At 70.2% G+C, this 25,009-nt stretch carries 24 protein-coding genes; 9 read left to right on the top strand and 15 right to left on the bottom strand.

The window, feature by feature from the left end; all coding sequences use genetic code 11:
* Window positions 1-234 precede the first annotated feature (234 nt).
* Window positions 235-1,203 (top strand): magnesium and cobalt transport protein CorA, encoded by a 969-nt coding sequence (locus VIL67_RS16290; RefSeq protein ID WP_332049964.1) that lies wholly within the window; start codon window positions 235-237, stop codon window positions 1,201-1,203.
* Between the two features lie 165 nt (window positions 1,204-1,368).
* The gene (locus VIL67_RS16295) at window positions 1,369-1,728 is read left to right on the top strand and encodes a response regulator (protein ID WP_332049965.1); all 360 of its coding nucleotides are present in this window, start codon (window positions 1,369-1,371) and stop codon (window positions 1,726-1,728) included.
* Here the strand turns inward: VIL67_RS16295 and VIL67_RS16300 are convergent.
* Together VIL67_RS16300 and VIL67_RS16305 are read right to left on the bottom strand one after the other, a co-directional pair.
* Window positions 1,725-1,946: a ComEA family DNA-binding protein gene (locus tag VIL67_RS16300; protein ID WP_332049966.1), complete on the bottom strand. Its 222-nt coding sequence runs from the start codon at window positions 1,944-1,946 to the stop codon at window positions 1,725-1,727. The two genes, VIL67_RS16295 and VIL67_RS16300, sit on opposite strands and share 4 nt — an antisense overlap.
* Before the next feature lie 67 nt (window positions 1,947-2,013).
* Window positions 2,014-3,048, bottom strand: coding sequence for a lysylphosphatidylglycerol synthase transmembrane domain-containing protein (locus VIL67_RS16305; RefSeq protein ID WP_332049967.1), 1,035 nt, complete (start codon window positions 3,046-3,048; stop codon window positions 2,014-2,016).
* Between the two features lie 108 nt (window positions 3,049-3,156).
* Between VIL67_RS16305 and VIL67_RS16310 the strand changes: the two genes are divergently transcribed.
* On the top strand, window positions 3,157-3,813 hold the full coding sequence (locus VIL67_RS16310; protein WP_332049968.1) for a BON domain-containing protein: 657 nt from the start codon (window positions 3,157-3,159) through the stop codon (window positions 3,811-3,813).
* Here VIL67_RS16310 and VIL67_RS16315 read toward each other — a convergent pair.
* The gene (locus VIL67_RS16315; protein ID WP_332049969.1) at window positions 3,810-4,214 is read right to left on the bottom strand and encodes a hypothetical protein; all 405 of its coding nucleotides are present in this window, start codon (window positions 4,212-4,214) and stop codon (window positions 3,810-3,812) included. The two genes, VIL67_RS16310 and VIL67_RS16315, sit on opposite strands and share 4 nt — an antisense overlap.
* 84 nt (window positions 4,215-4,298) lie before the next feature.
* Between VIL67_RS16315 and VIL67_RS16320 the strand changes: the two genes are divergently transcribed.
* Window positions 4,299-4,613: a polyhydroxyalkanoic acid system family protein gene (locus VIL67_RS16320; RefSeq protein ID WP_332049970.1), complete on the top strand. Its 315-nt coding sequence runs from the start codon at window positions 4,299-4,301 to the stop codon at window positions 4,611-4,613.
* An 84-nt stretch (window positions 4,614-4,697) separates the two neighbouring features.
* Complete coding sequence (locus tag VIL67_RS16325; protein WP_332049971.1) at window positions 4,698-4,883, top strand: hypothetical protein; 186 nt, start codon at window positions 4,698-4,700, stop codon at window positions 4,881-4,883.
* Window positions 4,884-4,952: 69 nt separating this feature from the next.
* Here the strand turns inward: VIL67_RS16325 and VIL67_RS16330 are convergent, their stop codons facing one another.
* Together VIL67_RS16330 and VIL67_RS16335 are read right to left on the bottom strand one after the other, a co-directional pair.
* Entirely contained in the window at window positions 4,953-7,970 is a 3,018-nt protein-coding gene (locus VIL67_RS16330; protein ID WP_332050205.1) for a TonB-dependent receptor plug domain-containing protein, read from the bottom strand.
* 270 nt (window positions 7,971-8,240) lie between these two features.
* A complete protein-coding gene (locus tag VIL67_RS16335) occupies window positions 8,241-8,705 on the bottom strand; it encodes an Lrp/AsnC family transcriptional regulator (protein WP_332049972.1) in 465 nt (154 codons plus the stop codon).
* A gap of 205 nt (window positions 8,706-8,910) precedes the next feature.
* On the opposite strand from VIL67_RS16335, the gene VIL67_RS16340 reads away from it, so the two are divergent.
* On the top strand, window positions 8,911-9,186 hold the full coding sequence (locus VIL67_RS16340) for a hypothetical protein (protein WP_332049973.1): 276 nt from the start codon (window positions 8,911-8,913) through the stop codon (window positions 9,184-9,186).
* A gap of 36 nt (window positions 9,187-9,222) precedes the next feature.
* Here the strand turns inward: VIL67_RS16340 and VIL67_RS16345 are convergent, their stop codons facing one another.
* The 10 genes from VIL67_RS16345 to lptF all read right to left on the bottom strand — a co-directional run bounded on the left by VIL67_RS16345 (window position 9,223) and on the right by lptF (window position 20,768).
* Window positions 9,223-10,053 (bottom strand): SH3 domain-containing protein, encoded by an 831-nt coding sequence (locus VIL67_RS16345; protein ID WP_332049974.1) that lies wholly within the window; start codon window positions 10,051-10,053, stop codon window positions 9,223-9,225.
* Window positions 10,054-10,115: 62 nt separating this feature from the next.
* Window positions 10,116-11,129, bottom strand: a complete 1,014-nt coding sequence (locus tag VIL67_RS16350; protein WP_332049975.1) for a DUF2891 domain-containing protein — start codon at window positions 11,127-11,129, stop codon at window positions 10,116-10,118.
* Window positions 11,113-12,063: a DUF979 domain-containing protein gene (locus tag VIL67_RS16355; protein WP_332049976.1), complete on the bottom strand. Its 951-nt coding sequence runs from the start codon at window positions 12,061-12,063 to the stop codon at window positions 11,113-11,115. Before VIL67_RS16355 ends, VIL67_RS16350 begins: the two co-directional genes overlap by 17 nt.
* On the bottom strand, window positions 12,060-12,728 hold the full coding sequence (locus VIL67_RS16360) for a 5-oxoproline transporter, DUF969 family subunit (protein ID WP_332049977.1): 669 nt from the start codon (window positions 12,726-12,728) through the stop codon (window positions 12,060-12,062). The genes VIL67_RS16355 and VIL67_RS16360 overlap by 4 nt, the downstream gene beginning before the upstream one ends.
* Window positions 12,729-12,817: 89 nt before the next feature.
* Window positions 12,818-13,642 carry a 16S rRNA (adenine(1518)-N(6)/adenine(1519)-N(6))-dimethyltransferase RsmA gene (rsmA, locus tag VIL67_RS16365; protein WP_332049978.1) on the bottom strand — a complete coding sequence of 275 codons (825 nt, stop codon included), beginning with the start codon at window positions 13,640-13,642 and terminating at the stop codon, window positions 12,818-12,820.
* Window positions 13,642-14,649 (bottom strand): 4-hydroxythreonine-4-phosphate dehydrogenase PdxA, encoded by a 1,008-nt coding sequence (gene pdxA, locus VIL67_RS16370; protein ID WP_332049979.1) that lies wholly within the window; start codon window positions 14,647-14,649, stop codon window positions 13,642-13,644. Before pdxA ends, rsmA begins: the two co-directional genes overlap by 1 nt.
* The gene (locus tag VIL67_RS16375) at window positions 14,646-16,046 is read right to left on the bottom strand and encodes a peptidylprolyl isomerase (RefSeq protein ID WP_332049980.1); all 1,401 of its coding nucleotides are present in this window, start codon (window positions 16,044-16,046) and stop codon (window positions 14,646-14,648) included. Before VIL67_RS16375 ends, pdxA begins: the two co-directional genes overlap by 4 nt.
* A gap of 58 nt (window positions 16,047-16,104) precedes the next feature.
* Window positions 16,105-18,432, bottom strand: a complete 2,328-nt coding sequence (locus VIL67_RS16380; RefSeq protein WP_332049981.1) for an LPS-assembly protein LptD — start codon at window positions 18,430-18,432, stop codon at window positions 16,105-16,107.
* 99 nt (window positions 18,433-18,531) lie between these two features.
* Entirely contained in the window at window positions 18,532-19,635 is a 1,104-nt protein-coding gene (locus VIL67_RS16385; protein WP_332049982.1) for an LptF/LptG family permease, read from the bottom strand.
* On the bottom strand, window positions 19,632-20,768 hold the full coding sequence (gene lptF, locus VIL67_RS16390) for an LPS export ABC transporter permease LptF (RefSeq protein ID WP_332049983.1): 1,137 nt from the start codon (window positions 20,766-20,768) through the stop codon (window positions 19,632-19,634). Before lptF ends, VIL67_RS16385 begins: the two co-directional genes overlap by 4 nt.
* 152 nt (window positions 20,769-20,920) lie before the next feature.
* On the opposite strand from lptF, the gene VIL67_RS16395 reads away from it, so the two are divergent.
* The 3 genes from VIL67_RS16395 to VIL67_RS16405 all read left to right on the top strand — a co-directional run bounded on the left by VIL67_RS16395 (window position 20,921) and on the right by VIL67_RS16405 (window position 24,984).
* The gene (locus tag VIL67_RS16395) at window positions 20,921-22,369 is read left to right on the top strand and encodes a leucyl aminopeptidase (protein ID WP_332049984.1); all 1,449 of its coding nucleotides are present in this window, start codon (window positions 20,921-20,923) and stop codon (window positions 22,367-22,369) included.
* On the top strand, window positions 22,369-23,061 hold the full coding sequence (locus tag VIL67_RS16400; RefSeq protein WP_332049985.1) for an alpha/beta fold hydrolase: 693 nt from the start codon (window positions 22,369-22,371) through the stop codon (window positions 23,059-23,061). Before VIL67_RS16395 ends, VIL67_RS16400 begins: the two co-directional genes overlap by 1 nt.
* 105 nt (window positions 23,062-23,166) lie before the next feature.
* A complete protein-coding gene (locus VIL67_RS16405) occupies window positions 23,167-24,984 on the top strand; it encodes an ATP-binding protein (RefSeq protein WP_332049986.1) in 1,818 nt (605 codons plus the stop codon).
* Window positions 24,985-25,009 lie beyond the last annotated feature (25 nt).

A 25,009-nucleotide genomic window follows, 5' to 3' on the forward strand; every position in this document is an offset into this window, starting at 1 on the left:
CGACTGCGGGCGATGTCTTCGGCTCTGACCCGCTTACCGTTCGGCTACCCTTCGGAGGTGAAACCGAGGCGGCGAGACTCGCGCGCCGCGGGAACTCCTGCAACCTTCGCGGGGCTCGAAATGGGCTTAGCTTCCTAAGTCCCCAGTCGCGCGCTGCGCGCCATTGCGCAGCCGGGCGCGCCGCCTGCGCCAACCCGCTTGGCGCAGGCGGCGCCGGCCTGCTAGGCCTCGCCCATGAGCGTCGTCGCCGCCTACGCCTATCGAAACGGGGTCCCCGTCCGGAGCCTCTCGCTCGACGAGCCGGCCGGCCTGGCGCTCGCCCCGGACGAGTTCGCCTGGATCGGCCTCTTCGAGCCGTCCGCCGAGGAGCTCCGGGTGGTGGCCGACCGGTTCGGCCTGCACCCCCTGGCCGTGGAGGACGCCCTCAAGGCCCACCAGTTGCCGAAGGCCGAGGCCTATGACTCGCAACTCTTCGTTGTCGCCAAGACCGCTCGCATCGAGGACAACGAGATCCTCTACGGCGAGACCCATGTGTTCCTCGGCCCGCAGCACATCGTCACCGTCCGCCACGGCTCCGCCCGCGCCCACACCGACCTGCGCGTCCAGCTCGAGGCCGCGCCACGGCTGCTCGCCCACGGCGGCGACTATGTTCTTCACGCCATCCTGGACTTCGTGGTCGACGGCTACCTGCCGATCGTCGACCAGATCGAGGACGAGGTGCTGGCGATGGAACGCCAGACGCTGGACGCCTTCCTCACCCGCGACGAGATCACCCGCATTTTCGCGCTGAGGCGCGAACTGATGCGCTTCCGCCGGATCCTTGGGCCCACAGAGGAGATGGCCGCCCGGCTCGAGCACCTCGAGCTTCCTTGCATCGACGCTGAGGCGCGGCCCTATTTCCGCGACGTCCTCGATCACGTCCGCCGCGTCGCCCTGCGGGTCGAGGGCCTGCGCGAGGTGCTCTCGTCAGTGTTCGAGGTGGCTAACCTGCTGGAGCAGCAGCGGCAGGGGGCCATCACCCGCAAGCTGGCCGCCTGGGCCGCGATCCTGGCCGTGCCCACCGCCATCGCCGGGATCTACGGCATGAACTTCGAGAACATGCCCGAGCTGCGGGCCCGCTACGGCTACTACGCGGTCCTGGCGGCGATCGCCGTCGTCTGCGGCGTCCTCTATGCGCGGTTCAAGCAATCTCGCTGGCTTTGAGGAACCGGGGCCCGCACACGGCGCTTAGAACGGTGCAGCGGCAGGCGCTCCCCCCGAGCCGGTAAGCCGCAGCAAGACCCCGTCGCTCGTCAGGCGAGCGACGGGGTCTCGTTTTGTGGGTGACGGGGTGCGGCGGGAGCCGCCGCGGGCGTAGGAGCCGTCAGCATGGCCAGCATTCTCCTCGTGGAGGACGAGCCGTTCGTGGCCGAACTTGTGGAGGAGGCCCTCAGCGACGCTGGGCTCCAGGTGAAGGTGGCGCGGGATCACCGCTCCGCGGTGGCCGTGCTGGAGGGGGACGCGCGCAGCTTCGCCGCCGTGGTCACGGACATCAACCTCGGCCCTGGCGCCACCGGCTTCGAGGTGGCTCGAAAGGCGCGCGAGCTGAACGCCGGCATCAAGGTCGTCTACATCACCGGACACGCCGCCCATCTGGCCCGGCAGGGCGTGGAGGATGCGCTGATGTTCCCGAAGCCTTTCGACGCTCTGGAGCTCGCCCAGCGCGTGCGTCGCCTGCTGGACAGCTAGAGCCGGGCTGCGCCGTCGTCACGGAAGGTTCGCGGGTCGCCCGGCAGCTTGACGGTCGCCCCCGCGGCGCGCAGCTCCGCGACACGGCGCTCGTCAAAACCCGGCACGCACGCCACCTCGCCCCAGCTGAGATAAGGACGCCAGAGGATCAGGTCGTAGGCGCTTTCCAGCCCAACGAGCTTGGTCAGGCCGGCCAAGCTTGCCGTGTTTAGGTCCATGCGCCGCCTCCCGCGGTCGTGGAGCCCGCCCCAGTGGGCCTACAACAAATGTGAACCTGACCAGTTCCTACGGCTCACCTCGCTCCGCCTGCGCACGGCGCAGGGTGTGTCCGGCTAGCGCCAGCACCGCCAGCAGCAGCGGCAACAGGAAGTAGGCGAGCCGGTAGCCCAGGAAGGCGGCGGCCAGGGCCGCGGCCGGAACCCTGGGAAGCAGCGCGGAGAGCGTGCCCTCGAACACGCCGGCGCCGGCCGGGACGGTGGAGATCAGGCCCGCCACGCAGGCGATGGCGTAGGCGCCGATGAACGCCAGATAATCCACCGCGCCGGGCGGCAGGAGGATCCAGATGATCGCGGCGGCCGTCGCGTTGTCGGCGGCCCCCACCACCAGCTGGACGAGCGCCTTGCCCGCGGAGGGCAGGACCAGGGTGCGGCCGAGCGCGTGCAGCGGCGTCCGGTGGAAGGCGCAGGTGGCGAGATAGGCCCCGACGCCACTGAGCAGAACGGCGCCGGTCGTTCGGGCGACCGGCGTCGCGATCGCGCTGGCGGCCAGCGCCTGGGGCGTCGCCAGCAGCAGGCCAACTCCCGCCAGGGTGGAGATGCCCACGGCGAACGAGAAACCCTGGAACAGCGTGGCGCCGGCCACCTGGGTCAGGCTGACCCCGTAACGTTCGTAGAGCCGGGCGCGCACGGCGCCCGAGACGAGGAGATTGGCGCCGAGAGAGTGCGCGATGGCGTTGGCGATGAAGGCTGCGCCGAGCGTGGGCCGCCAGGGGAGGCGGGCGCCGGTCCAGGTGAGGCCGACCTTCTCGACGACACCCATGAGCAGGAAGCTCAACGCCGAGAACAGCAGGGCGGCCACGATGGACCCTGGTCCCCACCTGCGGACTTCGGTCAGCAGGTCCTGCAGCGCCAGGTGATGGTAGTCCCGCCACAGGACGTAACCCGCGGCTCCAAGCAGGATGAGCGGCACCAGCCGCAACACCCAGCGACGCAGAAGCGTCCCGAGCGTGGTGCCGCGGTCCGGCAGCGCTTCGGCAAGTTCGTCCTCCAGCGGGTGGTCCCGCGAGGGCGCACGGTCCGGCGGCGGAACGGAGGGCTGCACGCGTCTGATGTCTCAGGAGTCGGGCGGGGCGTCACGCGGCGGCGGGAACCGAAGGTCATGGCGCAGGTTTTCGCCGCGGACCCCGTTTCAGCGAGGAGGAGACGAGCCATGGCGCGCGACGATTGGCGGGACCGCGATGAGGGGCGCTGGGAGCGCCAGAGCCGGCCGCGCGAGCGCGACGACTTCGGACAGGCGGACTACTCCACGGACTACAGCTACGACCCACGCCGCCGCGCCGGTTATCGGGTCGAGGAGGACGCCAGCTTCCGTCGTGAGGACTTCGGGCAGGCGGACTACTCGACCGACTTCGCCTACGATCGGGAGCGCGGCGTCGGCTACCGCCGCTTTGCCGATGGCGATCGGACCGACCAAGCTGGGCCGACTGACAGCGGCGACTACCGTAGCGAGCGTCGGGACGATGCGCGGCGACATGGCCCGGAACGCCACGACGGTCGTTCCTGGCGAGAGCGGGCCGGGGGCCTGTTCGGCGGCCGCGGGCACGAGGATGAGCGTCAGGCGCGCCGCCGCGGCCCATCCGACCGGGTGCTATGGGCGGTGATCGTCGAGCGACTGGAGGACGAGCGACGGCTCGATCTGCGCGATGTCGACGTCCTGGTCGAGGACGGTGAGGTCACCTTGAACGGCACAGTCCGGCGCAAGGAGGACAAGCGCCGGATCGAGGACATCGCCGACATCGACGGGGTCCGCCACGTGCAGAACAACCTGCGCGTACGGGACCGCGACCGAGGCTGGACCTTCATCTAGCTCCGCGGAAATCGCCGGCGAAAGCGCTCGACCAGCACGGGCGCGACCGCCGCGGTCAGCCCGCCGAGATCGGCCACCCAGTTGTCGGACAACGGCCCCAGCGGCGCGCCGGCGGCGAGGTGCAGCGCCTCAAGGAAGGTGGCGAAGCCGCCTACCGCGAGCGTGACGCTGCGCAGCCGCATGCGCGGCATCGCAGCGAGGGCGCAGAGCATCAGCACGTAGAAGGCGGCGAAGTGCTGCAGGTTGGGTGACCGGACGAAGTCAGGCACCAGCTCGGGCGGCAGGAACTTGGCGATGATGATCGCCGCCGCAGCGGCAAGCACGGCGAGCCGGGCGAGCACCGCGAGGGGGCCCGACTCCGGGTAGCGCCCATCTCCAAACAGCGTGCGGTCTTCGCTCACGCGGCCTCCCTCCGTGCGGCGCCGAGCCTAGGGGCGAAGCTGGCGTGGCGGAACCCCCAAGCGGCGCCGACGCGTTTCAAGGACATGACCAAGGCCATCACCGTCAACATCCCCCATGAGCTCGGCCGCGCCGAGGCGCGCCGGCGGATCGAGGAGGGTTTCGAGCGATTCTCCGCCCAGATGGGCGGAGCCGCCGGGGCTTTCACGAAAAGCTGGGATGGAAACCGGCTGAGCTTCGCAGTCCAGGCCATGGGCCAGGCGATCTCCGGCTCCATAGACGTCGAGGAAGCTTCCGTCCGGCTCGAGGTTCTGTTGCCGAACCTGCTCGCGCTGGTCGCCGGCAAGTTGAAGGGGCGGCTCCAGAAGGAGGGGCAGATCCTCCTCGACCACAAAAAATAGCCGGTCCAGCAGCGCTTTGTCGGCTGCCGTACAAAGGCCCGTGGCGTCGCTCCGCTAGCTTCCGCCCCTCGGAGGGGGCGAATCGTGGCGGCGTACCGGGTCCAGGTTCTGGACGACGACGGTGGGCTTGTGGTGGGCGCGACTTTGAACTGCGTCGACGACGCCGCGGCGAAAGCCAAGTTCGCCCAGTTGCCGCTGCCGCCCGGCCGCGCGGAGCTCTGGCTCGGCAAGCGGCTTGTGACCCGCCGGCTCAGCGAGCCCGCCGCCTGAGCAACCTCGCCTGAAAAAAAGGGCGGTGGATCGCTCCACCGCCCCTTCCTGTCACCCGTCGGGGGCAGCCTAGAAGTCGGCCGACAGCCCGATGAACACGTACCGGCCGAAGGCGTCGTACACCTGCGGCCAGGTGTTCCCGTTGCACGGCCCGGTCGGGCAGTTCGATGAACCGTTCAGCGGCGGATCCTTGTCGAACAGGTTGTTGACGCCCGCCCGGAAGTTGACCGAGTCCTTCACGGTCCAGGTGGCCGTCAGATCGAAGTAGTCCCGCGAGGCGAGCTTACGATCGGTCTCGAACTGCAGCGCCGGGTTGTTCAACTGCGGGTCGTCGGAATAGGCGTCGAGCGTGACGCTGGAGAAGTGGCGCCACTGCAGGGACACGCCCACGCTGTTGATCCAGTCACCCCAGGCGAACGGGGTGTTCCAGGTGACCCGCGCCTTGTGCCGCCATTCCGGGTTCGGTGACGACAGACCGCCCGAGACCGAGCAGATCGTGCCGTAGAGGCCCGTGCAGTCGAAGGGTTCCAGTTCGGGCAGGGACTGGGTCTCGAGCTTGTCGAGCCAGGTGCCGACGAAGGACAGCGACACGCCGCCCATGTCAGCCAGGCCGAACCGGTCGAGATCGGTGCGGTAGCCCGCGTTGATGTCGACGCCGCTGGTCCGCAGGGAGCCCGTGTTCAGGGTCTGGTTGATGATGAACCCCTGCGGCGACAGGTAGAGCGAGCCCTGCTGGTCGCGCACCACCTTGCCGCAGAAGAACGGGTCGAGCGTCTCCAGGCACCGGTTGATGATCAGGTCGGCGCCGATGGGCGAGATGTAGTCCTTCACCTTGATGTCGAACCAGTCGACCGAGAGGTTGAGCCCCGGCAGGTAGGACGGCTGGTAGATGAAGCCCAGCGAGTAGGTGTCGGAGCTTTCCGGATCCAGGTTCGGGTTGCCCTCGCGCCGGCCATTGTACTGGTTGGCCGGGTTGTCCTCGATGGCCAGCACCTGCGCCGTGGTCAGACCGAAGGCCTGGGCGCAGCGGGCGACCAGCGGGTCGCTCGCCTCGAGCCCGGCGCAGGGGTCCTGGGTGCCGTCGAGCTGGACGTTCTGGGGGCTGAACAGCTCGAGCACGTGCGGCGCACGCACCGCGCGCTGATAGCTGGCGCGGATACGCAGGTCTTCGATGGGCTCCCAATCGCCGGCGAACTTGTAGGTGTGGGTGGTGCCCACCGAGCTGTAGTCCGAGAAGCGATAGGCAGTCTCGAAGGTCAGCGAGCGGGCGAAGGGCATGTCCTGAACCAGCGGCACGCGCGCCTCGGCGAACAGGTCGTACACGTCGAAGCTGCCGTTCACGGTCGGCGAGGCGCCGCCCGCGCCGTTCAGCTGGCCCGACCGCGAGATGAAGTCGGCGGCGTAATCCAGCTGCTCGCGGCGGTATTCCGCGCCGAACGAGACGCCGACGCCGTCTTCCGCCCAGGGGGTCTTCAGGCCGTAGTCGGTCAGGTTGCCGCCGAAGGACACGTTGGCGACCCGCTCGTGCAGGTTCCCGGCCTGGCTGGACGGGGTCTCGAGGTAGTTGAGAGCCGCCTGGGTCACGCCGTTCAGCGAGAAGATGTTGTACGGCACGCAGGCCGCGTCGGTGCCGTTGACGACGGAGGCGCAGGTCGGCACGCCGTTCACGTTGACGACGTTCAGCGCGTTCTGGATCGCGGCAGTGCGGAAGAAGCCCGTCTGCACCTGGTTGAACTGGACCCGCCCGTACTGAAGGTAGGCGTCGTAGTTCCAGTTCTCGTTGATGTCGCCGCGCAGGCCGACCACGTAGCGGTACTGCATGTGCTCGGTGGTGCCCTGACGGCCGCCGCCTTCGACGTTCCGGCGCGCGACGGTGCCGGTCCAGGTGCCGGCCGGGTTGGTGGCGCAGGTGCCGCCGCCCGAGGCCGCGGTGGCGTTCAGGCGGCCCGCCTGCTGGGCGGACAGGAACGGGTTGGCGCAGTTGATCGAGAAGGTGCCCGCGAAGATGCCGCCCGGCGCGATCTGGTAGGTCGAGCGGTCGTCCATGAACATCACGTCTGCATAGGCCTCGGCCCAGTCGGCGAGCTCATAACGGGCGAAAGCGCCCATCACGTAACGGTCGTCCGGCCGCTGGTAGTAGTTCAGCGGGCCGAAGTTGTAGACGTCGCGCGTGGCGACGCGATCGCGGAAGGTGTTGCCCGGGCCGGTCACGTCGACGATCTGGGTGCCGACCCGCGTCGGGAAGGCGGTGCCGGAGCCCCCGCAGCCTGCCGCCAGGAAGGTGGCGCCCGAATCCAGGGTGCACGAGCTGAAGTCGCGGTTCGACTGCAGGATCGGCTCGAAGTGGCGGTAGCCGGCGTAGGCGGTGATGTTGCCCTGTCCGTCAGGGGCGTTGACGCCCAGCACCAGGGTCACTTCGGAGCTCTCGCCGTCCCAGACGTTCTCGTCCGGAAGCTGGAAGAACTGCGGGGTGGGGGAGGCAGCCGCAGCCTGGCGGATCACCTCGGCCACGCCGTTGTCGTTCTTGTGGTTATAGATCCCGTACTGGGTGTCGATCCGGACACCCTCGAAATTCTTCTGCATGATGAAGTTCACGACGCCAGCGACGGCGTCGGCGCCATACACGGCCGAGGCGCCGCCGGTCAGCACGTCCACACGCTCGACGAGAGCGGTCGGAATGAAGTTCAGGTCGGGAGCCAGGCTGTTACCCGTGGTGTTCGGCGTGCCCGGCATCAGCCGCCGTCCGTCGATCAGCACCATGGTCCGGGTCGGGCCAAGGCCGCGCAGGTTCACCGTGGCGGTGCCGGTGGACCCGTTGGAGAGGGCCGCGCCCTGGGCGGCGAAGGCCTGCGGCAGGCTGTTGACCATGTCCTCGACGCGGGTCACGCCCTGAGCCTTGATCTCGGCCGAGCCGATGGCGGTCACAGGGCTGACGCTGGTCAGGTTCGGCGACGGGATGCGCGTCCCGGTGACGACCACCTCGGCCACCTCGCCGTCCTCCTGGGCGAGGGCGGGCGTGGCGGCGACAGCGGTCATGGCCGCGCTGCAGATCATGGAAGACGCCAGCAGGCGCTCCCGCATGGACATGGTTTTCAAGGTCTACATCCTCCAGCAGCCGTCGCCTGGCGTCGGCCTGCTCCCCACAAAAGGTCAGGTCCCGAGCCGCCGGGGCGGCGCGGTTACGCTGGAGTTACTTGGCTGCGGAAAGGATGGTCAAAGACGAAACGCATATGTTTCGAAGTTGCGCCGTCGCTGTCTCGTTATAGACACAAAGTCTATTCTACTCGAAGTTCGCTATAACGTAGTCGACTGTGCATCGAACGGGGCGCGCGTTTCTTGTTCTCAGGACGCGGACCCTCAAAGCGGCACGGCGGTGGTGAACTTCACCCGCTTCTTGATGAAGCTGGCTTCGTAGCGCCGCACCGCGGGATGGCCGGCGATCTCGGCGTCGGTAAAGGCGTTGAACTCCTCCATCCCGCGGAAGATGGCGATGCACGAGATGTCGTAGCTGCCGGAGATCTCGATGCAGACCTGCACATGCGGCGAGCGGCACAGGTGCTGTCGGAACGCCGCCACGTCGGCGGGGGAGTGGCGGTCCAGCTGCACCATGAGGAGGGCCGACAGCCGGTCGCCAACCGTCGCCGGGGCCAGTACGGACACGTCTGCGGCGATCACGCCGTCCTCGCGGTACTGACGGATACGGCGCAGGATAGCGGAGGGCGACAGAGGGACCCGCGCGGCGAGCTCCTGGGCGGTCGCCTGGTTGTTCTCCTGCAGGGCCGTAAGGATCTGGATGTCGAGACGGTCGAGGGGAAAAGCCATACGGTTACGCTCCGCTGCCCGGGAACGAACCATAGGAATCGACGCGGTCACAATTAACTCGCGTTCATGCCGCGCGCGGCCTGTCCACAGACCCCGGGCGGTTGTCCCCAGATCGGGTAGGTAAATCCACAGCACGGTGCGCCGAGGGCTTTGCGCCACGCGGGACTCAGCGTGACCTTTGGGGCGTATCGGGGGGAGAAGGTCGATGGATGTCGAACGCCTCTCGCCGGCGAGCCGGGACCTCCTGCTGCAGGCCCTGCCGGCCGGCGAAGTCGTCAATGTGCTCTACAAGGATGGCGCCCGTGTCGAACTCGGGTTCGCGCGCGATCGCCGCTGCTTTGCGCTCGGCGAACGCGGATGGCTGAGCTTCAAAGGCTGGGAGGGCGAGCCTTCCCAGGGCGCCGCCTGCGCCAGTCGCTGGGCGCTGACCGTGCAAGCGCTTGAAGTGCTGGCCGGCCGCCGCGAGGCGGAGGCAGCTTAGGACGAGGGCCGCGCCACCAGGGCGCGGCCCGCTCCCTCAGATGGGCTCGATCCGCCATTCGCCGCCGGTGTCACGGCAGGCGTTGAAGCGCTGCGTCTCGGTGCGGTAGCCGCGCATGCTGACGGTCTGCTGCACGAGCCGGCAATCGTAGCTGCTGTCCATGTTGCGGACGTAGCTCACCGCCGGCAGCGGCCGCATGGTGGAGGCGGCCACGTAGCCCTGCACCCAGCCGTCGTTCTCGATCGCCAGCCAGCCGTCGCGGGTCATCCCGGCCACGCGGACCTGCTGGCCGCTCGACAAGCGCTCGACCACAGGCGCGGCCGTGTTGGGCGCGGCGCGCATGTTCACGCGAGCATTGGCCACATACATGGGGGCGGCCGCCTGCAAGCCGGTCCGCACGCGCTGCACGCCAGGGGCGAAGCGCAGGTCGGTCGCCGAGACCGGACGGGAGTATTCGCCCGCATAGGCGGCGTGGCGGCTGTCATAACCGCTGGAGAGCACCTCCACCCGGCCCGTGGCGCCGGTGCGCGGGTCCGACCAGCTCTGGGCGCGGCCGGTGTCCAGCGCCCGCTGGAAGGCGGTCTCGGCCCGGTCGCGGCCCTGATCGTTCATGCGGCAGGCGATCTGGTTGCCGGCCCAGGCACCGAGGCCCGCGCCGACGACGGCGCCGAGCGTGTCGTTCTTGGCGACCTTGGCCCCGGCCAAGGCGCCGGCCAGGCCGCCGACCACGGCGCCCGTGGTCCCGCGGTTGCCCGAGCACGAGAAGACCCGGTCCAGGCCCATCCCCTGCGCGGCGGCGGGGAGCGGGGCGGCGGTGGTGGTGAGTGCGGCGGCGGTGGCCGCCAGGGCGAGGGCATGCGTACGCATGGCTTTCCAACTCCTTATGGCGTCCCAGGCGGCCCAAACGCGCCTGGAGCCGGAGCGATCCCTCAGCCGGCCTCGCCCGCTGTCAGGGCCAGCAGGGCGAACGAGGCCAGCCAATGCTCGCCCATGTAGTCGCCTGCGACGTGTGGCAGGCTGGCGGCCAGGTGGGCGGAGGCGGCGGCCTCGGCGGCCGCGGCCGCATGGCTCGGCAAGGCGTTCGCGAGTTCGCGCCAGCACCAGGCGCGAGACAGGTTCAAGCCGTCCAGGTGGACGATCTTGCCGTCCGTGCGGTCGGTGACCGTCGCCGGCGCAAAGAGGCTGGCCGGTCGCCGCTGCGCCGCGTGCGGCAGGTAGTCGGCCAGCCACGGACGGAATTCCTCCGCGGGCAACAGGCGGCGTAGGCACTCGGCCTCCAGCAGCGTCGGTGACAGGAAGTCGTCCCCGGAAGGCTCCCAGGCCTGGGCGTCGGCGTCGGCCAGGTACCAGCTTCGGGCGGTGTCCGCGAACAGCTGCAGCAGGCTCTGGTCCCCGGCCGCCTTCGCATAGTCGCTGGCCAGGGCCAGGGCGAACGCCGTCGAGGAATGCACACCCGTGCGGATCGGGTAGGCCGCTCTGGGCAGGAAGTCCCGGAACCGGTCGGCGAACGCCAGCGCCAGGGGGGTCATCACGGAGGCCCACGGCGCGTCGTGCGCCATCAGCTCGGCCTGCAGCTTGAGCAGCCAGCCCCAGCCATAGGGCCGCTCAAAGCCGCGCGCCGACGGCCGCGCCAGGTAGGCGGTCTCCGCGGCCACCTTGCCGTCGGTGAACGCGTCATCGAACAGGTCCCGGATCTCGGCGGCCTCGGGGAGCGCCGGGAAGCGGCGCAGAACCGTGGCCAGCGTCCAGTAGCCGTGCACGCAGGAGTGCCAGTCGAAGCTGCCATAGAAGATCGGGTGCAGGTCGCGAGGACCGCGCACGTCCTGGGGCCCATCCAGCACATGATCGAGCTTGTTCGGGTATTCGCGGGCAACGTGGGAAAGGGCCAGCCTGGCGAACAGCGAGGCCTGTTCGGCGTTCAGCCGCTCAGAACGCGAAGACATACATCAGCCCTACATTGGCCAGGAGGAGGGGAAGCGCCGTCGGGATCTGGGCCTTGATCACTGCATAGCGGTCCGGCAGTTCGAGCAGCGCCGGGGGCACCAGGTTGAAATTGGCCGCCAGCGGGGTCATCAGCGTCCCGCAGAACCCCGACAGCATGCCCATCGCGCAGACCACCGCCGGGTCGCCGCCGAACTGCCGGATCAGGATGGGCAGTCCGACCCCGGCGGTCAGCACCGGGAAGGCGGCGAAGGCGTTGCCCATGATCATGGTGAAGCCCGCCATTCCCAGGCAGTAGACCGCCACCGCCGCCAGCCGGGTGTCCATGGGGATGGAGGCGGTCACCAGGTCGCCGATCACCTGTCCCACGCCGGCCAGGGCGAACACCGCTCCAAGGGCCGCAAGCGTCTGCGGCAGCAGCGCCGCCCAGCCGACGGTGTCCATCAGCCGACGGCCCTCCTGCAGCGGGCTGATCAGCGGCTGGCGCAGCAGGACGAGCCCAACCGCCACGGCGACGAGGGTCGCCAGAGCCAGCGAGAGCAGGGTGGCTTGCTTCGGATCCAGCAGCGGCTGGCCGCCGAAGGTCAGAGGCTTCAGCGCCAACACCCCGAAGATCACCACCAGCGGCAGGGTGAGGGCGGGGATGAACAGCTTTTCCCCGAATCGCTCCGCCAGAGCCCGACGCTCTTCCGGGGACGTGGTGGCCGGCTGTCCGCGGCCGAGCAGGCCGAAGCCGGCGATCAGCGCCAGCCCCACCACCAGCAGGCCGTTGCCGAGATCGCCCAGTCGGTCGCCGGCCAGGAAGCTCAGCGCCACGAGCCCCCAGAACGCCGCGTTGCCGAAACGCTTCGGGTTGTTGCGGTCGCCGGCGCTCAGCACCGCAAAGGCGGCGAACACCAAGCCGGCCAGCACATAGACGGCGGAGAGCTTGATCACCGGCCGGCCTCGCGCCGCAGCCGCCTGTCGAACAGCACCAGCCGCGCCCCATGGATCAGGAAGGCGGCGATCGCGGCCGGGATCGCCCAGATGGAGAGGTGGATGGGATCCATGGTGATCCCGCTGGCCTCGAGGAAGCCGACCATCAGCAGGATCGAGCCGATGGCGATGAAGATGTCCTCGCCGAAGAACAGGCCGATGTTGTCAGTGGCCGCCGCCTGGGCGCGGACCGCCTGACGGGTCTCTGGGCTGAGCTCGCCCGTGCGGACCTCCACGGCGCCTTCGGCCATGGGCGCGACCATGGGCCGGATGCTCTGCGCCTGGCCGGCGATCGAGGTCAGCCCCAGGGCCGAGGTGATCTGCCGGAACGCCAGGTAGCCGATCAGCAGTGGCCCGACCGAGACGCCGCGGAACCGGCCGATCAGCGTCCGCGCCCGCTCCTGCAGCCCGGCCCGCTCGACGACGCCGACGACAGGCAGGACCAACAGGGCGACGCTGACGTAGCGGTTCTCGTTGAACGCCTTGCCGAAGGCGGCGAGCACCTCCAGCGGCCCAAGACCGGCGGCGAGCCCGGTGACGAGGGCGGCGGCGACCACGACTAGCAGCGGGTTGAAGCGGAGGGCGAAGCCGAGGACCACCACGGCCACGCCCGCAAGCGTCCACATGTGGGCTCCTTGCGTCTGACGGGCAGGCATAGGAGCCGTTGCCGGCCGCTTCGGCAACGGCCGAGGTGAGGCGGCCTGGATCGGTGGCGCTAGCGGCGCGCGAGCCAGGCGTCGGCGAGGCGCAGGAAGCCGTCCACGTCCACCACTTCGGCCCGGGCCTGAGGGTCTAGGCCCGCGGCGCGGATCAAGTCCTCGCCGCCCAGGGGCTTCAGGCTCGCCCGCAGCATCTTGCGGCGCTGACCGAAGGCCGCGGCCGTCAGCTTCTGCAGCGCGTCCAGCCTGTCCGGCGCCGGCCGGTCAGGCCGCGGGACCAGGCGCACCACCGCCGAGTCGATCTTGGGCGGCGGGGTGAAGGCGCGCGCCGGCACGTCCATCACCAGCTGGGCTTGGCACGTCGCCTGGGCGATCACCCCCAGGCGGCCGTACGCCGAGGTGTCGGGCCGCGCCACGATCCGGTCGGCCACTTCCTTCTGGAACATCAGGGTCAGCGAGGCGGGCCGCCACGGACCCGTCAGCCACTTGATCAGCAGCGGCGTGCCGACGTTGTAGGGCAGGTTCGAGACCAGGTGCGCCGGCGCCCCGTCGGCCAGCGCCGCCTCGTCCGCCTCGAGTGCATCAGCCATCACTAGCGTCAGATTGGACGCGACGGTCCCAAGTTCCTCGAGCAGCGGGCGGAAGCGCTCGTCCTTCTCCACGACGGTCACGCGGGCGCCGGTCTCCAGCAGGGCGCGGGTGAGGCCTCCGGGACCCGGCCCCACCTCGATGACCCGATCCCCGTCGCCGACCTGCGCCAGGCGGGCGATCTTGCGCGTGATGTTGAGGTCGAGCAGGAAGTGCTGCCCGAAGGACTTCTTCGCCATCAGCCCATGGTCGGCGAGCACATCGCGCAGCGGCGGCAGGTCGTCGAGGGTCATCAGCCGCCCCGGGTGCGGGCGATCTCGTCCGCCAGGCGAATGGCGGCGATCAGGCTGTCCGGCCGCGCGACGCCCCGCCCGGCGATGTCGAAGGCGGTCCCATGATCGGGGGAGGTGCGCACGATCGGCAGGCCCAGGGTCACGTTCACGCCGCCCCAGAAGTCGAGCATCTTCACCGGGATCAGCGCCTGGTCGTGATAGAGGCAGAGCGCCGCGTCGTAGAGCGCCCGCATGGCGTCCGGGAACATGGTGTCGGCGGGGTAGGGGCCGGCGGCGTCGACGCCCAGGTCCCGCAACGCGCGGATCGCCGGCTCGACGATCTCCACCTCCTCGCGCCCGATGGCTCCGCTCTCGCCGGCGTGGGGGTTGAGCCCCGCGACCGCCAGCCGAGGCTCGCGCACCCCGAAGTCGCGGCGCAGGGCCTGGGCGGTCACGAGGCCGGCGTTGACGATCCTTTCCACCGTGAGCAGGGACGACACCCGCGCGATCGGCTCGTGCACCGTGACCAGGGTGACCCGCAGGTCCCGGGCGGTGAGCATCATGATCGGGCCGCGCGCCCCGTCCCAGCTCGCCGCCTGGGTCAGCTCGCCCAGGAACTCGGTATGGCCGGGGAAACGGAAGCCGGCGTCGTAGAGCGGCGCCTTGGCGATGGGCGCGGTGACCAGGCCGGCCACGACGCCGCGCAGGGCGAGGCCGACGGCCGTCTCGATCCACTGGATGATCGCGGGCGCTGCGGACGACGAGGGCTGGCCCGCAACCACCGGGGCTTTCAGGGGCAGGTCCAGGACGGGAAGCGCCTCCGGGAACACCCGCAGCGCTTCCTCGGGTCGGGTGATCCGGCGCACCAGCCCGGCGGCGCCGCCGGGCGCCGAGGCCAGGGCCTGTGCGTCGCCGACGGCCAGGAAGGCCGGCCCCTTGCCGCGCAGTTCGGCCCACGCCTTGACGACGATCTCCGGGCCGACGCCGGCCGGGTCTCCGAGGGTGAGCGCGAGCGGGCCTGTCTTCACCTGGTCTCGATGGTGGCGGAGTTGCGCAGGTCGCGCATGTAACGCCGGGCGATCATCGAAAGCTGCTGGCCGTAGAGCCGGTTCTCGATCTGGTCGCGGTTCAGCTGGGCCTCGCCCGCCCCGCGCTTGCCGCAGACCGCCAGAACGTGGAGCCCGGCCGCGGTACGGATCGGCGCCGACACCTGGCCCACCTGCAGGCCTTCGGCCGCCTCTCGGAAGGCCGGCGCCAGGTCTGCGATTTCAGCTTCGCCGAGGTCGCCCCCGACCACGCCCTGGGTGCGCTGGGCCACCGCCTCGATGTCGCCGCAGCCCGTGGCGGCCGCACGCACGGCCTCCAGTTTCACCCTGGCGGCGGCTTCGTCGCCCGCGCTGGCGCCCTGGGCCAGCGGCACGGCGGCCTGCTTCAGGCTCACCAGGGTGGCCGAGCCGCCGGAGCGCTTGTCGCGCAGGTAGACGATGTAAACGCCGTCGCGCACGGGGATCGGCTGCGACAGCTGACCGGGGCGCAGCTGTTCGAGCACGGCATCCACCTCCGGCGGCATCTCACCCGGGCTGATCCAGCCCACGTCGCCGCCGGCAGCGGCCGTCGCCGACGCCGAGAACTGTCGAGCCACCGCCGGGAACGGCGCGCCCTGCTGCATCTGGGTGACCAGCTGCTGGGCGCCTTGCACCGCGGTCTGCATGCCGCCGACGCGGTTCGCGTCGATGAACACTTCCGACACCTGGTACTGCGGTTTGGAGGCCGCAGCCTGCAGGCGCTGCAGGGTGGCGGTGATCTGGTCTTCGCCGATCCGCAGGCGCGAGCCGTAGCGGCCGCGGATCCAGCGCTGCCAGCTCATCTGGGCGCGGATCTGCTGGTGGAGGGTGTCGGCCCCGATACCCTGGGCGCGCAGCGCGGCCAGGAATTGCTCGGCGCGCATGTTGTTCTGCTGGGCCATGGAGGCCAGCTCCTCGTTCACCTCCTGGTCGGAGACGACGATGTCGATCTTCTGCTCCTTCTCCTGGCGGCGGAGCTCCTGCAGCTGCAGGCGCTCGTCCACGAGGGAGATCAGCGCCTCGCGCTGGAACTGCGGCAGGGTCTGTTCGGTCGGCTGCACGCCCGAGGTGGCGATCAGCAGCCGCATACGCTGGCCGAGGTCGTAGGTGGAGATGATCTCGTCGTTGACCACGGCCGCGACGGATTCCGAGAGCGGCTGGGGCCCCTGGGGCCGGGCCGGCGCGGTCGCCGGCGGCTGGGCGGCGGCGGGCGCCTGCGCGGGCGCGGGGGCCTGCCGCCCGCCGATCGGGCCGCGCATGGCCTGGGCGTCGGCCGCCACGGGCGCCAGCGCCGACAGCAAGGCGGCGACGGCCGCCGCGCCGCGCGCCGCCCGGCCCGAGACGTAACGCAGATGCATCATGGACGAAGTCATTCCCTGGTGGAGCCGTCGGTCATTCCCCGAGCCACGGCCCGTGATCCTACCTGCCATAAAGTGGTCCGCCCAATGTGGCGAGCGTTAGGCGTACGTTGATGGAGTCGCTGGGGCCGAGGCGGCCGATCACGGTGTCCTCGCGCCTGTAGATCACGTCGACTCGCAGGCAATCGTCGCGGTAGAACACGCCCGCGTCGCGGATCACCCAGGCTTCCTGCTGCAGGTCGCGGTTGCCGTAGAACGAGACGCCCCAGTTCTTGCGCAGATACAGCTCGCCGCCGAGATCCAGGTTCTCGCGGCGGTCGGCGTTGATGTCGAGATCGTCGGTGAAGTAGCGGACGAAGCCCGAGCCCCAGCGGCGATTGACGTTGGCCCCCGCTTCCAGTCGGTGGATGTCCAGGCTGTCGCTGTCCAGCCGGGTACGGGCGAACACCGAGACGCCGCGCACCGGCTGGGCGTCTGCGGCGACGATCCAGTCCGACGCCTTCTGGCGCAGGCCGGAGCGCGCGCTGAACACCGCATTCTCTTCCGAGCGGAAGCTGCGGCCCACGAGCAGGTTGGCGCGGCGGCCGTCATCCCACAGCACCGAGGCCCGGCCCGCGACGTTCAGCCGCGCGCCATCTTCATAGAGGTCGAAGCCCGGGAACTTGTTGGCCCGGAACAGGGTGGTCTCGTCGAACTCGAACGCCACCGTGTCCTCGTTGAGGTAGACGGGCGAGCCGTCGGCCCGCCGCCCCACCACGACCTGCTTGGCGTTGGGCGAGACCGCCGCCTGCACCACGGGCTCGAGAACCACGGTGGAGTCCTTGAAGCGGCGGAACACCGGATAAGACACCGTCGCGCCCGCGGTGGCCAGCGCCCGGGACGTGTTGCGGGCGGTGGTCTCCGCGCCCACGCCCGTCAGGACATCCGATAGGCTGTAGGCGTCGGCCCGCAGGGTCACGAAGGGCTCGACCCGCAGGCCGGCCTGCGACGTGAAGGTCCGCTGCCAGTCCACCTCGCCGGTCACCCGGCGGCTGTCGATCCCCGGGAGGCGCGTGCCGAGGGGCAGGGGCGCCTGTTCGCGGGTCAGAGCCACCGCGCTTCCGTGGAAGCGCAGCCGTCCGCCGGCCAGGGTCGCCAGCGGCTCGTAGTGGGTCTCGATCAGAGGCGCGATCAGCGGGAAGGTGCGGTCGTTGTCGTCGTCGAGGCTGTTGGTCTCGTCGCCGCCGCGACGCAGGCCCTGGATGCTCATGGCGGCCACGGAAGCGTAGGAGCGGCGATCCTGCCGGATCGCGTAGAGCTGGGAGATCAGCCGGCGGTCGTCCGCCACGTAAGGGCCACGCGATTCGAAGGCGTCGCCGATCTCGTACTTGTCGAAGATCAGGTCGTCGGAGGCGCGCTCGGCGGTGAAGCCCCAGCGCCACTTCTCGGTCGGTCGGAAGCTGCCGCGGCCGAGGATGTAGCTGCGGTGCGTCGTCTCTCCGAACCGGTCCCCGCGGCCGTCGAAGTCCTGCTCGTAGGTGTAGCCGAACCGGAAATCGATATCGCCCGAGTAGAAGCGCCGGCGGTACTGCCCGTTCAGGAAGGGGTTCACGCTGGTGTTGATCTGCGGGCTGATCACCAGGTCGGAGTAGGGGCTGATCGCCCAGTAGTAGGGCTGCTCGTATGAAAGCCCGCGCCGGTCCGAGGCCGAGACGTGCGGCACCAGGAAACCCGAGGTCCGCGGCGCCTGCGGATCGGCGTGCCAGAAGACGGGCAGGTAGAGGACCGTGGCGCCGAACACCCGCATGCGGGCGTTGCGGTAGTAGACGAGCCGGCGCTTCTTGTCCTGGATCACCCGCTCGGCGGCGATCGACCAGGTGGGGGTCTTCGGCGAGCCGTCGGCGGCGCAAATCTCGCACGGCGTGTAGATCGCCCGCCGCAGCTCCTGGACGTTCTCGTTGCGCCGGGCGGCGCTGGCGGCGGCGACCTTGATGTTCTCCTGCATGCGCGCGGAGAAGCCCAGCGCCACGCCCGCCCGCATCTCGTCGTCGAGCACGAACTCGTCGGCGAATTCTACGCTGCCGTCGTCGTTGATGATCTGCACGTTGCCGCGGGCGCGGATCACGCCCTGGCCGGCCTGCTCGCCTTCCTCGTAGATCATGCGATCCGAGCGCAGCGTGCGGCCTTCGTAACGCACCTCGACGTTGCCCGTGGCCGTGGTGATCTTGTTCTCGTCGTCGCGGACGATCTCGTCCGCCTCCAGGTAGAGCTCGCCAGGCGCGAGCCCGTCGGGCGCGGCGGCGGCGGCCGGGGCGGGGGAGGCCGCCTGGGCGTGGAGCGGCAGGCCGTGCGCCCAGGCCGCGGCGACGGCGGCCCCCGCGAGAAGGGCGCGCTTGGCTTTCGACGGCATGCGCCGGCCCGGACTCATTACGCTTCAGATCCCCTTTTCCGGCGCAGGGCCGGGCCATCGGCAAGGCTTGCGCGATGCATAGCCGCGCAGGCCGCTAATTCAACCGTCTTCGGTGTAGAACAACAGGGTGAGTCCGGACAGCAGGGCGACCACCGCCGGCGCCCAGGCCGCCGCGAACAGCGGGATGATGTCGGCCCGGGCCAGGGCCCCGGCGAACTGATTGAAGAAGAAGATCACAAAGCCGAGCCCGACGCCCGCGCCCGCAAGGCCCGCCAGGCCGCCAAGACGAGCCAGCCGGAGCGAGAACGCCGCCGCCAGCACGGCCATGGCGGCGAACAGCAGCGGCGTGGCCAGGAGCTGCTGGAACCGCAGGCGGTAGCCGTAGGCCGAAAAACCCGCCTGCTCGGTGAGCCGGATCGCCGCAGGCAGGCGCCAGAAGGCGATCGCCTCGGGCGAGGCGAAACGCTCCATGGCCGACTCGGCGTCCAGGGCGGAGCGGATGGAGAGGCTCTCCGAGCGCACGGAACTCTCTCCGGCCGTGGCCTCGCGCACGTCCTTCAGTTGCCAGAAGCCCGGCATCAGGCGCGCCTCGGCCGCCTCGAGCCGGCGGCGGAACTCCAGGGTGCCGGACGGGCTCTTCTGATAGACGAACAGCGACACCCGCCGCAGCCGCACCGAGCCGTCCACCGTGTCACGGGCCCGCGCGTGGATGACGATCTGGGTGCGCTCGTCGCCCTGCCGCAGCCAGATGTCCTCGGGCGTGTCGCCCAGGTAGTTCTCCATCAGCCGCGCGCGCTGCGCCTCGAAGCGGGCGTTGAATGCGGCGGCGAGCGGGTTGATCACCGTCACCGCCAGCACGCCGCCGACGAAGGCCGCCAGGGCGAAGGGCAGGATGAACCGCCAGGCCGAGACCCCCGCGGCGCGCATGGCCACCAGCTCGCTCTTCCGGTTCAGACCCACATAGGCGCTGATCCCGCCGAACAGCACGACGAAGGGCAGCAGCACCTGCAGCAGCGACGGCGTCCGCAGCAGGGTGAGGCCGAAGATGGTGGCGGGGCCGACATCGGCGCGGGTGCCCACCGAGCGCGACAGGTCCACGAACTGGATCAGCAGGATCACCGCCCCGATGACGGCCAGGGCCGCGCCGACGCCGGCCATGGTGCGGGCCAGCACATACCGTTCCAGGCGGCCGAAGCGGATCACGCGGCGGCTCCGAACGCCGGCTGCGCGCGCCTGCGGATGTCGATGAAGCGGCTCACCCGCTGCTTGAAGATCGCCCTCAGGCCGAAGGCCATGGCGCCAAGGGGGATCACGTACTGCAAGACGTTCAGCCAGGCGTTCTCCTCGCAGGCGGCTTGCACCACGAAGCCGAAGATGCGGGTGACGGCCGCGACCGCGCCCATCATGGCGATCCGGCGGGCGTAGCCCAGCCGTGAGAACCCGCCGCCGATGATCGCCGAGAGCGCCAGGGCCATGAAAGCGATGTTGTAGAGCGGCGTGGAGATGCGCGCGTGCCCCTCCGCCAGCAGGCTCAGCCGGTTTTTCTTCTCCCAGTCCTGCGCCAGGTCGGGGAAGAACAGCTCGTGGAGCCAGCGGTCCGACGGCTTGTAGTGGATCAGCTCGGTGGAGTCGGTGAGGGCCGAGAGCTCGAAGGGGTACTCGTTGAAGGTCAGGTAGTTCAGCACCCCGCGCTCGGAGAACTCCTGGGTGGTGCCGTTGCGCATCAGCAGCACGGTGCGCCCCGCGCGGGTGTCGATGCGGCCCTCGTCGGCGGTGTAGACGGTGGAAGTCCCGTCCGCCTTCTCCTGGTGGATGAACAGGTTCCGGAAGTCGCCGTCGCCCTCGACCGTCTGGGCGTAGACTGTCAGCCCCTTTGCCGGCTCGGTGAACTCCCCTTCTCGCACCAGGGTGGAGGCCAGGTCGGTGCGCACCTGGAAGAGCTCGCGCCGCAGTTCCCGGAAGGCCGCCGGCTGCACGAAGAGGTTCATCACCAGGGCGGCGAAGGCGATCGTGCAGGCCAGCCGCATGGCCGGCGAGATCACCCGCCAGCGGCTCATCCCGCCTGCGAAGCAGACGACGATCTCCTGCTCGGTGTGCAGGCGGTTCAGCGCCACCAAGGCGGCGACGAAGACGGCGACGGGCAGGATGATGTTGATCAGCTGCGGCATGTACAGCAGCGTGATCTTGAGGAAAACGAGCCCGCTCTGCCGCTGGTTCACGATCAGGTCCAGCCCGGCCAGGCTCTGGCTCAGCAGCGCCACGCCCGTCAGCGCCAGAGTGGCGAGCAGGGTGGGGCCGGCGAGCTGGCGCAGCAGGTAACGGTCGATCAGGCGCATCGTCGAAATTTACGGCTCACCCGGAGATTTTGGCGCGCCCCGGCCGCGGAGCTGTTCTAAACCATGCGTCGCCGCGGCGCACAACCGCCGCCCCCGCCGGCCGCCTGCGGCTGCGCCTTGAAGCCAGAAGACGACAGAAGAAGAGAGTTCCGATGGAGATCGAGTTCGTCGCCGCCGACGCCCCGCTGGGTCCGAAGACCGCTGTGGCGCGCGTCGTGTTCGAGGGGCAGGCCCAAGAGGGCGCCCTGGCCCGTGCGGTGGCCGCCAGCCGCTTCACCGGCGCGAAGGGTCAGACCCTCGACGTGCTCGCGCCTGAGGGTGGGGCCGATCGTCTGGTGCTGGTCGGGGCGGGCAAGGCCGACGGTTTCGACGCGATCGCGGCCGAGCACGCCGCAGCCACGGCCTACAAGGCGATGAGCGTCTCCGGCCTCGAGACCCTGCGCATCGAGCTGCCGCAGGCGGGGCCGGAGCTCGCCGCCCGGGCCGCCCTCGGCGTGCGGCTGGCGTGCTACCGCTTCGACAAGTACCGGACCAAGGAGACCGCGGACAAGAAGCCGTCCCTGGCTAAGGCGCAGGTGGTCTCCGCGGACGGCGACGCCGCGCTCGCCGCCTTCCCGCCGCTGGCCGCTCTCGCCGACGCGGTGAGCTTCACCCGCGACCTGGTCTCGGAACCCGCCAATGTGCTCTACCCCGCCGAGTTCGCCCGCCGGGTGAAGGATCTCGAGACGCTTGGCCTGGAGGTCGAGGTGCTCGGCGAAGCCGAGATGACCGAACTCGGCATGGGCAGCCTGCTGGGGGTCGGCCAGGGGTCGGTCCGCGAGAGCCAGCTGGTGATCATCCGCTGGAATGGCGCCGATGACCCGAACGCCCAGCCGGTGGCGTTCGTCGGCAAGGGCGTCTGCTTCGACACCGGCGGCATCTCCATCAAGCCCGCCGACGGCATGGAAGACATGAAGTGGGACATGGGCGGCGCGGGCGCGGTCGCCGGCCTCATGCACGTCCTCGCCGGGCGCAAGGCGAAGGTCAACGCGATCGGCATCCTCGGCCTGGTCGAGAACATGCCCGACGGCAACGCCCAGCGTCCGGGCGACGTGGTCACGTCTATGAGCGGCCAGACCATCGAGATCATCAACACCGACGCCGAGGGCCGCCTCGTGCTGGCCGACGCGCTCTGGTACTGCCAGGAGCGCTTCAAGCCGAAGTTCATGGTCGACCTGGCGACGCTGACCGGGGCGATCATCATCAGCCTGGGCAACGACTACGCCGGCTGCTTCTCGAACAACGACGAACTGGCGGGCAACCTGCTGGACGCCTCCTCAAAGGAGGGCGAGCCGCTTTGGCGCATGCCGCTGCCCGAGCAGTACAACAAGCAGATCGACTCGATGATCGCCGACGTGAAGAACACCGGCGGCCGTCCCGGCGGCTCGATCACCGCGGCCCTGTTCCTGCAGAAGTTCGTCAACAACTACCCGTGGGCGCACCTCGACATCGCGTCCACCGCCTGGAAGAAGCCCTCGGCCGTTCCGACCATCCCGGATGGCGCGACCGGCTACGGCGTGCGCCTGCTGAACCGCATGGTGCAGGACAAGTACGAGGGCTGATGCGCTTCGTCCTGCTGCACAGCCCGCTGCTCGGGCCGTCGAGCTGGCGGGCCGTGGCGGCGGCGCTGCACGCCGCAGGCCACACGGCCGAAGCCGCCGCGTGGCCGCGGCTCTCCTCCGTGTCGTCCGACTTCTACCGCACGCTTGCGGACAGCTTGGCGGGCGGCCTGCCGCAGACGGGGGAGCCGCCGCTGCTGGTGGCGCACAGCGGGGCGGGGGCCCTGATCCCGGCGCTCTCGGCCAGGCTCGGCCACGTGTCGGGCGTGGTCTTCTGCGACGCGATCCTGCCGCATCCCGGCCAGAGCTGGTTCGACACCGCGCCGGCGGAGATGCGGGCCCACCTGCGCTCCGGCGCTGAGGATGGGCGGCTGCCGGCCTGGGACCAGTGGTGGCCGCCCGGCGCCCTGGATCGGCTGGTGCCTGACGACTGTCTTCGCGAGCGCCTGCTGGCGGAGCTGGAGCCCCTGCCGGTCGACTACTTCGAGGAACCCGCCCCCGAGGCCGCTTACGACGGACCCCAGGCCTATCTGCGCCTGAGCGGCGCCTACGAGACCGAGGCCATGCTGGCTGGCCGTCAGGGCTGGCCGGTGGTGCGCCTGCCGCTCAACCACCTGGCGATCCTCACCCAACCCGACGCTGTGGCCGCCGCTGTCGCGAGCCTCGCGGCCGCCCTGCCGCCCAGCGGTAAGTGAACGCCGTTCCGTAAATCTTCACCTTTCCGGGCCAGCCTCCCGCGCGTGGAAACGCAGGGCGGAAGATCGGAGAGCGGAACCGCGCGGCTGGGGTGGGCCCCACGCGTGCAGCCCGATCGCGAGCACCTGTTCAACACCTACCATCTGACGCTCGCCGGCATGACCTATCCGGCTTGGCGCATGTGCCTGCTGGGAGCCGTCCGCGCCGGATGCCTGGCGCTGCTCGGCCACCCGCTGCTGGCGCTGGCCTGGATGCTGGCGTCCTGGGCCGGCGACATCGCCGTCCAGGCGATCCTCGGCCATTGGAGCCGCCAGGCCCGCCAGACCGGCCAGGCGACGGTCCCCTGGGCCATGACCCTGCTGGCTGCATTCCGCTCGACGCTTTACATGTCCGCGCCGGTGGCCGCAGCCCTGCAGACCGGCGAGGTCGCCGAGATCCTCTTCCTGGCGGTGATCGGCGGCTATTCGCTGCTGCCCGTGGCGCTGTCGTATGGCGCCTTCTCGCCCAAGGTGTTCTGGGGCTTCGCGGTCCCCCCGCTGGTGGGGTTCGCAGTCGCCACCATCGACCTGCTGGGCGTCGGACCGGCGCTCGCTCTAATGGGCGCGCTCACCGCCTCGGTCTGGGTGCTGGCCATGGTCTCGCTCACCTGGCGCCAGTCGCTGGACGTCTGGCGGCGGACCCACGACGCGTCGGTGGAGCTGATCCGTGACCTCGAGCTTGCCCGCGACCGGGCGCTTGCCGAGCGCATCGCAGCCGACGCCGCCCGGGAGGAAGCGCGCCGCGCCGGCCAGGCGAAGGCCAACTTCCTGGCGACCATGTCGCACGAGATCCGCACCCCGATGAACGGCGTGCTCGGCATGGCCCAGGTGCTCCGCCGCGCCGAGACGGATCCTGACCAGCTGCGGCGGCTGGAGACCCTCACCGACTCCGGGGAGTACCTGCTCTCCATCCTCAATGACGTCCTCGACATGTCGCGCATTGAGGCCGGTCGCCTGGAACTGGTGTTCGAGCCCGCCGACCTGCCCGGGCTGCTGGCCAAGACGGCCGAGTTCTGGCGGCCTCAAGCCGAGGCAAAAGGCCTCCAGCTGCGCCTCGAACTTGCCGATGACCTGCCGCCGGTGGTGCGACTCGACCCGGTTCGCCTGCGGCAGGTGCTGTTCAACCTGATCGGCAATGCGGTGAAGTTCACGGAGGGGGGCTCCGTCACGCTCAGCGCCCGCGCCGGCCCGGTGCGTGACGGCCGGTGCCGCGTCTCCATCGCGGTCGTCGACACGGGGACGGGCATCCCCGCGGAAGTCCTCCCGACCATCTTCGACCGCTACGCCCAGGGTGACGCCCGCGCCCGTCGCGACGGCGCCGGCCTTGGCCTCGCGGTCAGCCAGCAGCTCACCGAGTTGATGGGCGGCCGCATCCGGGCGGAGAGCGCCGTTGGCCTTGGCTCCACGTTCCAGCTCGACCTCGTCCTCGAGGTGGCGGCGCCTGACCGGCGCGGTTTGGGGCCCGCCAAAGGGCGCGGGCGCCAGCGCCGGCTGCGGATCCTCGCGGTGGACGATCACGCCGTGAACCTGCTCGTCCTGGAGCAGCTGCTGTCCCCGCAAGGCCACCGGGTCAGCAAGGCGGCCACGGCGGCCGAGGCCCTGAAGCTGGCCGGCGCCGAAGCCTTCGACGTGATCCTGATGGACATCCACCTGCCGCGGATGAGCGGCATGCAGGCGTTGAAGTCGCTGCGCACCGCCGAAGGCGCCAACCGCGTCACCCCGGTGATCGCACTGACCGCCGACGTCGTGTCCCGCGGCGAGGCGGAGTACCGGGCGCTTGGCTTCGCGGGATTGGTGACCAAGCCCGTGGAGGCCGAGGCCCTGTTCGCCGCCCTGCACCGCGCGGCGCCGGCCCGGTCCAAGCCGCGCACGCGCGCCGCCTGACCTCCCCAGCCGCCGGAAAGGGCGG

Origin of the sequence: Phenylobacterium sp. (assembly GCF_036563385.1) — a bacterium.
Taxonomy (GTDB): Bacteria; Pseudomonadota; Alphaproteobacteria; order Caulobacterales; family Caulobacteraceae; genus Phenylobacterium.

Coding starts and splice junctions, on each gene's coding strand:
- VIL67_RS16375 (WP_332049980.1), bottom strand. CDS start 16,046: ATGATGCATCTGCGTTACGTCTCGGGCCGGGCGGCGCGCGGCGCGGCG.
- VIL67_RS16330 (WP_332050205.1), bottom strand. CDS start 7,970: ATGTCCATGCGGGAGCGCCTGCTGGCGTCTTCCATGATCTGCAGCGCG.
- VIL67_RS16345 (WP_332049974.1), bottom strand. CDS start 10,053: ATGCGTACGCATGCCCTCGCCCTGGCGGCCACCGCCGCCGCACTCACC.
- VIL67_RS16360 (WP_332049977.1), bottom strand. CDS start 12,728: ATGTGGACGCTTGCGGGCGTGGCCGTGGTGGTCCTCGGCTTCGCCCTC.
- VIL67_RS16320 (WP_332049970.1), top strand. CDS start 4,299: ATGACCAAGGCCATCACCGTCAACATCCCCCATGAGCTCGGCCGCGCC.
- VIL67_RS16300 (WP_332049966.1), bottom strand. CDS start 1,946: ATGGACCTAAACACGGCAAGCTTGGCCGGCCTGACCAAGCTCGTTGGG.
- VIL67_RS16340 (WP_332049973.1), top strand. CDS start 8,911: ATGGATGTCGAACGCCTCTCGCCGGCGAGCCGGGACCTCCTGCTGCAG.
- VIL67_RS16335 (WP_332049972.1), bottom strand. CDS start 8,705: ATGGCTTTTCCCCTCGACCGTCTCGACATCCAGATCCTTACGGCCCTG.
- VIL67_RS16395 (WP_332049984.1), top strand. CDS start 20,921: ATGGAGATCGAGTTCGTCGCCGCCGACGCCCCGCTGGGTCCGAAGACC.
- VIL67_RS16350 (WP_332049975.1), bottom strand. CDS start 11,129: ATGTCTTCGCGTTCTGAGCGGCTGAACGCCGAACAGGCCTCGCTGTTC.
- VIL67_RS16290 (WP_332049964.1), top strand. CDS start 235: ATGAGCGTCGTCGCCGCCTACGCCTATCGAAACGGGGTCCCCGTCCGG.
- VIL67_RS16295 (WP_332049965.1), top strand. CDS start 1,369: ATGGCCAGCATTCTCCTCGTGGAGGACGAGCCGTTCGTGGCCGAACTT.
- lptF (WP_332049983.1), bottom strand. CDS start 20,768: ATGCGCCTGATCGACCGTTACCTGCTGCGCCAGCTCGCCGGCCCCACC.
- VIL67_RS16380 (WP_332049981.1), bottom strand. CDS start 18,432: ATGCCGTCGAAAGCCAAGCGCGCCCTTCTCGCGGGGGCCGCCGTCGCC.
- VIL67_RS16310 (WP_332049968.1), top strand. CDS start 3,157: ATGGCGCGCGACGATTGGCGGGACCGCGATGAGGGGCGCTGGGAGCGC.
- rsmA (WP_332049978.1), bottom strand. CDS start 13,642: ATGACCCTCGACGACCTGCCGCCGCTGCGCGATGTGCTCGCCGACCAT.
- VIL67_RS16400 (WP_332049985.1), top strand. CDS start 22,369: ATGCGCTTCGTCCTGCTGCACAGCCCGCTGCTCGGGCCGTCGAGCTGG.